We start from the raw sequence: 5,135 nt of genomic DNA, 5'->3' as shown, positions 1-5,135 counted from the left end.
TGGGAATGTCTGAGCGGAACGGCCCGGCGGGTAGCCCTTCTTTGTTCCAGAGGTTGGTGATCGGGAAGTTGATAAAGGCGTAGCGGACGGCCTTGGGCAAGGGCACTTGGGCGCAGGTGACGACCACTTTATCCGTGCCCTCAATCACGGCATCGGCGGGGTAGAACGTGCCGTCATCGCCCGCAAGCTGGAAGCCGACGACTTTCCCGCCCTCAACCGCGACACCGTTCGAGTCCGCAGGAGCGGCCAGGAGCCCTGTGCCGGTATTGGCAAAGCTCACCACTGCTTTTTCGCCGTTGAAAGCCGCGCTCTTAAAAGTCGGTCCCTGGGCCACCAGAGATTTCTCTTTGTAAATATCGCGGCGTGCCAGAAGTGCGAGGCGCTCCCCGACGGGCTGCTTTTTCTTGGGGTGGATGTCTTTTTCTTCCCCCACATCGGTGATGATGGCCATCCCCACGTTACGAAGGCGCTGTGTGGCGAGTGTCTGGGCCTCACGCAATTCCGCGTACTCCGTTTTCTGGGGGCCACTGGCCTGAAACGGCGCAAGCTGAACCAGATAAAACGGCATCTCTTTGTTGTTCCACATGGAGCGCCAGCCCTCAATCATGGTGGGAAAGAGCTCCCGGTACTGCATCGCACGGCTGGCATTGGACTCTCCCTGGTACCAGATTGCGCCCCGAATCCCATATTTCGTAATGGGAGCGATCATGGCGTTGTAGAGCTCGGAGTAGCGCCACGGGGCACGCGGCGCGGCGGGCGGTGTCTTGCCCTCCAGCTTTGCCTGCGCGGAGTCTGTCGCCCATTTTTTGCGCTGCTCGTCGTAGCGAGCAAAGGCAGCCGGGTAGCTGTCGGCAAGGGATTTGAGCGCTCCATTGCCGATAATGCGCTCCTCCGGGGTCCAGGACTCGGCGGGCGTTCCGCCCCAGTCCGAAGAGATTAAACCAATCGGAACCCCGAGCTTCTCGCTGAGCATCCGCCCGAAGTAGTAGCCCACTGCAGAGAAGCCTTGCACGCTCTCAGGCGCTGCTGCACTCCAGGGTAGCTGAACCTCCACATCCTGCTTAGGGCTATCCGAGCGAACATTCTTCACCATGAAGAGCCGTATCGTGGGGTTGGCAGCTTTTGCGATATCCGCATCGGACTGGAACGAGTTCTTAAGGCTCCACTCCATATTGCTCTGCCCGGAGCACACCCAGACCTCTCCAACCAAGATATCCTTGAACTCGATCTTGTTCTTGCCCGAGATCGTTAGCGGAAACGGCCCGCCCGCCGTCCGCACGCCCTTGAGCACCACTTCCCAGGCTCCGTTCTTGGCCGTCACGGTCTTCTTCTGGCCCAGAAACTCCACGGTCACCTGCTCACCCTCATCGGCCCAGCCCCAGAACTTCAGGGGAGCATTGCGCTGGAGCACCATGCCCTCGTTGAGAATCGCGGGGAGCTTCACATCGGCGTGTGCCGTCGCCGCAAGCGAGAGCGCGGCAGCCAGGAAAAACATTTGTCTCATGGCAAAGAGTTCGGCAAGGAGAGGCGCGATTCCTGCGTCTCCCTCTCCTCCTCTCCCCCTTCCTTCGTAGAGGGAAGGGGGCCGGGGGGATGGGTTCTGAGCCAGTCTTCAGCGAGGATCACGGCGACAAGGTCATCGTAGGGCTGGGTGAGGGGGAGCCAGCGTTTCCACCAAGGGCGGGCGGCGATGAGGCGCTGGCGGGCACGCTGACTGGTGTAGGCTTCAGGGACAAGAAGGGCTTCGGGGAGAAGGGCGATAAGAGACTTGCTCTGCGTCCCGTTGCCCAGCAGAACGGTGGCTGGGGAGAACTGGATGCGTAGCGCGGCGACGCGCTCGGGAAGCTGCTCGGTGAGGACAATCTCTTGGTGCAAGACGCGCCCGGACTCGACCACTGCGACGCCGCACTTGGCGGTTCCCGGATCTATCGCCAGCACTCTCATCGGTCGGAGATCGTGATAATGGGCGGCTCGACGGGCTTGACCTCAAACTCCAGCGCCACGGGATCGGCGGCGCGCAGGTCTTTGGCGGCACGGACAGTAACACGGGCCTTGGTACGGATCGCACGGACTGCATCCAGTGCCTTGAGCAGGGTAGCCATACTCGTCTCCCCCACACTCTGCTCCCCGGCATCGCCAATGGGGATTGTGCCCGCCTCCAGGAGCTTTTTGTGAACCTCACCCCGCAAGAAACGGTAGAGAGAGTCCGCGATCTCGGCACCAGGGCGATTTCCCTCCAGCACCAGCTCGCCCAGTGGCTGGCCTGCAGTCAGGATCAGCGGGTTGCGCCACGTGCGAATGTCCACGGGCACGGGCTCGCCCATCACGGCGTTGCCCAGCGCCGTCACCACCACCACGACTTCATCTTTGGACTTGCTGATATTTTTCGCTGCCGTGTGAATCGCTTCAAACTCCGCGATACTCTGGAGTTTTCCGCCTTCATCCATCACCCGGCGCTCCGGAATCCAGACAGCGCGGATTGCCCCCGAAGCCATGCGAGCCCCCCGCTTCTCTGCCTGCCGTGAGGCCACGGTCAGTAAGCCCTCCAGCGCGTTGTGAACCTTCCACTCACTGCCGCCCGTGATGCCTAAGCGAGCCACTTCCTCACCGACCCGGTAGCTAATCTGGCCATTACGGAGAGCCATGGTTGTTTTAGAGATCTCATTGAGGGAGGACTGAGCATCATCCAGCGACTCCTGCGCTTCTTTGCGGCGTGCCGCCAGCTCTTTGCGCTGCTCTTCTAGCGTATCAAGCTCGGTGGCAAGGCGCGCGACTTCGCGCTTCTGGAGCTCCGCCTGCCCTCCCTGCTCATCCAGTGTGCGCTGCTGATCCGCAAGGCGCTTTATCTGGTCGGCAACCTGCACTCCCAGAGCCGCCAGCTCGCCTTTCTGACCTGCCAGTCGCCGCTTTTGCTCCTGCACCACCAGATTGAACTCACGGGTGGCACGGCCCGCGAGTGACTGTGCTTTTTTCGCTTCGTCGCGAGCCGATACCAGACGCGCCTCCACAACACGCGCCGCGGCACTTGCTTGCTCACGCCGCCGCTTCGCCTCGGCGACGGCCTCACGCGCCTGCAGCACTTGCTTCTCTGCTGCCTCTAGCGATACCTGGGTGCGCCCCAGTCGCGTCTTTTCACCCGCCAGTGCCGCCTCCGCCTGTGTCAGAATACGGGATGCCGTGGCAAACTTACCCTCGGCTTCTTTTTGTCGTGCCGCCGCCTCGACACGCGCCTTCTCCGCATGCTGGCGGTCCTGCTCCGCTTGAAGTGCCGCCGCTTGGAGCTTCTGTACCTGCTTGCCCGACTCCAGAATCTTCTGACCGAGCTGCTCGTTCTCGCGCCGGAGCTGGCTACCACGCTGGACAACATCCCGAAAGCTCGCCGACGAGAGAAACATCATTCCAAACGAGGCAGCCGAGATCCCCACGCCGGTCAAAATCGTAATGAGCGTGGCAGTATGCCGAGGGCGCAACCCAAAGAGGGACTGACGACGCTTGCCAATAACATGCCCAATCCGATCCCCAGCCCAGGCAATAAAGCCCGAGACAGGTACCAGAAGAGCAAAGAAAAGCAGTGTCGTATTCACGGTATCCCTAGTTTACCGCGCCTCTCTGGGTGACCCGCCAGATTAGCCAGATGCCCACACCAATTCCCACGAGATTGGGAACCTCACAGGCCACCAGAGCAGGCATTCCCCCACCCTTACCGATCGCTTGAAAAATCTGTACCGTGGTCCAGTAGACAAACGTGACCAATACCGAAAGCCCAAAGCCCATCCCCTTGCCTGAGCGCGTTCTCTGAATTCCCAGCGGCGCTCCTACCATCGCAAAGACCAGCGCCGAGAGAGGAAACGAGACCCTCGCCTGCGCCTCAATCTCTGCCTCGCGTGCCGCCGCATGATCGCCCTCAGCGTGCCGAAGCTGTGCTCGCTCTGCCAACTTTTCGGTTGAGAGCTCGGTGACGCGCCCCTCCAGGCTCTCCAGCTCCTTGGGCTTGCCCAGCTCGACTTCCCGTAGCCGGATCTGGCGACCATAAAGAACGACACTCTTCTGGCTCTCCGCCATCCAGAGCTCACCGGGCTTGTCCTCAATCAGTACCCAGGAGGTTGTCCCAATCTTCCACTCCGCTCGTCGTGCTCCCACCGCCGCGACGGGCATTCCTTTCTCGTAGAGCAGAATCCCTACCCGATCCAGGTAGGCTTTTCCGCCTGTACCAAAACGCACGCCCCCTGCGGCGTGCACAATGTACTGCTGGTTGTCTCCCGCCTTGACCGCGAGCGTAAAAGCCTCGGTTGTTGTTGTGGCTGTGGAGCCGCGCTGGCGGATCTCCATGGCCATTGTCTCGCGCTTATGGTTGGCGGCAGGAATCAGGCTCTGGTTGATGACGATAATCGGAAGCGCAATGGCGAGAGCGAACCCGACCACCGGAGCCATGATGCGCGGAAAGCTCGTCCCTGATGCAAAGAGCGCCACGATCTCCGAGTCGCTGGAGAGCCGCCCAAAACCGAGGAGCGTGGCCAGCAGCATCGCCATGGGAATCGTGTAGGCCAGGATATAGGGCATGGTGAAGAGCACCATCAGCAGCAAGAAGCCTGGTGAGACACCTTTCTGCGAGAACTCTGCCAGCTTTTGCAGCTCGCCCGCGGCCAGAAACAGGCTGGTAAAGAGCAGCACCGAGCCAAAAAATGGCCCGACGATCTCTAAAAGCACCACCCGATCCGTACGGGTCACAGAACCATCTCCCCGCACTCGTCCCTCGTGCGACCCTCTTCCCGTTTTCGCTCCTTCGTCGCCGGAAGAAGGTATTCTCTAGCTCCTCTTCCTAGCGAGGTACGAGCGCCCCAGGAAGAGGGGACGGAGCGAGCCTGCGAGCATCCAGGGGAGATGGCACTTCTCACAGCTTGAAGTTCTCCCCAAGGTAGAAGCGGCGGACATCATCGTTCTGCGCGACTTCATCGCGCGTGCCTTCGAAGACCACTTTGCCATCCACGATCACGTAGGTCCGGTCGGTCAGATTCAGCGTGGCGGCGGCGTTGTGATCGGTGATAAGGACACCATAGCCCTGGCTTTTGAGCTGCTGCACCATCTCCTGAATATCGTCAATGGCCTTCGGGTCAATTCCCGCGAAGGGCTCATCT

Annotated in this window: 4 protein-coding genes and 1 pseudogene; all 5 read right to left on the bottom strand. The window is 60.8% G+C overall.

The genetic code is table 11. The annotated features are described in order from the left end of the window. Positions 1-1,504: sialate O-acetylesterase (locus tag RMO15_RS25000; protein WP_309719058.1), on the bottom strand; the 1,504-nt coding region annotated here is incomplete at its 3' end. Then, positions 1,501-1,944 (bottom strand): hypothetical protein, encoded by a 444-nt coding sequence (locus RMO15_RS24995; protein WP_309719056.1) that lies wholly within the window; start codon positions 1,942-1,944, stop codon positions 1,501-1,503. The genes RMO15_RS24995 and RMO15_RS25000, both read right to left, overlap by 4 nt. Then, the gene (locus RMO15_RS24990) at positions 1,941-3,584 is read right to left on the bottom strand and encodes a DUF3084 domain-containing protein (protein WP_309719053.1); all 1,644 of its coding nucleotides are present in this window, start codon (positions 3,582-3,584) and stop codon (positions 1,941-1,943) included. The genes RMO15_RS24995 and RMO15_RS24990 overlap by 4 nt, the downstream gene beginning before the upstream one ends. A 7-nt stretch (positions 3,585-3,591) precedes the next feature. Beyond that, positions 3,592-4,728, bottom strand: coding sequence for an LptF/LptG family permease (locus RMO15_RS24985; protein ID WP_309719050.1), 1,137 nt, complete (start codon positions 4,726-4,728; stop codon positions 3,592-3,594). 163 nt (positions 4,729-4,891) lie between these two features. After that, a pseudogene (locus RMO15_RS24980) lies at positions 4,892-5,135 on the bottom strand (hypothetical protein); the annotation flags it as partial.

The sequence above is a fragment of the Armatimonas sp. genome (assembly GCF_031410135.1).
GTDB lineage: Bacteria > Armatimonadota > Armatimonadia > Armatimonadales > Armatimonadaceae > Armatimonas.
This window is presented reverse-complemented; position numbering and strand designations above follow the sequence as displayed.

Coding starts and splice junctions, on each gene's coding strand:
- RMO15_RS24995 (WP_309719056.1), bottom strand. CDS start 1,944: ATGAGAGTGCTGGCGATAGATCCGGGAACCGCCAAGTGCGGCGTCGCA.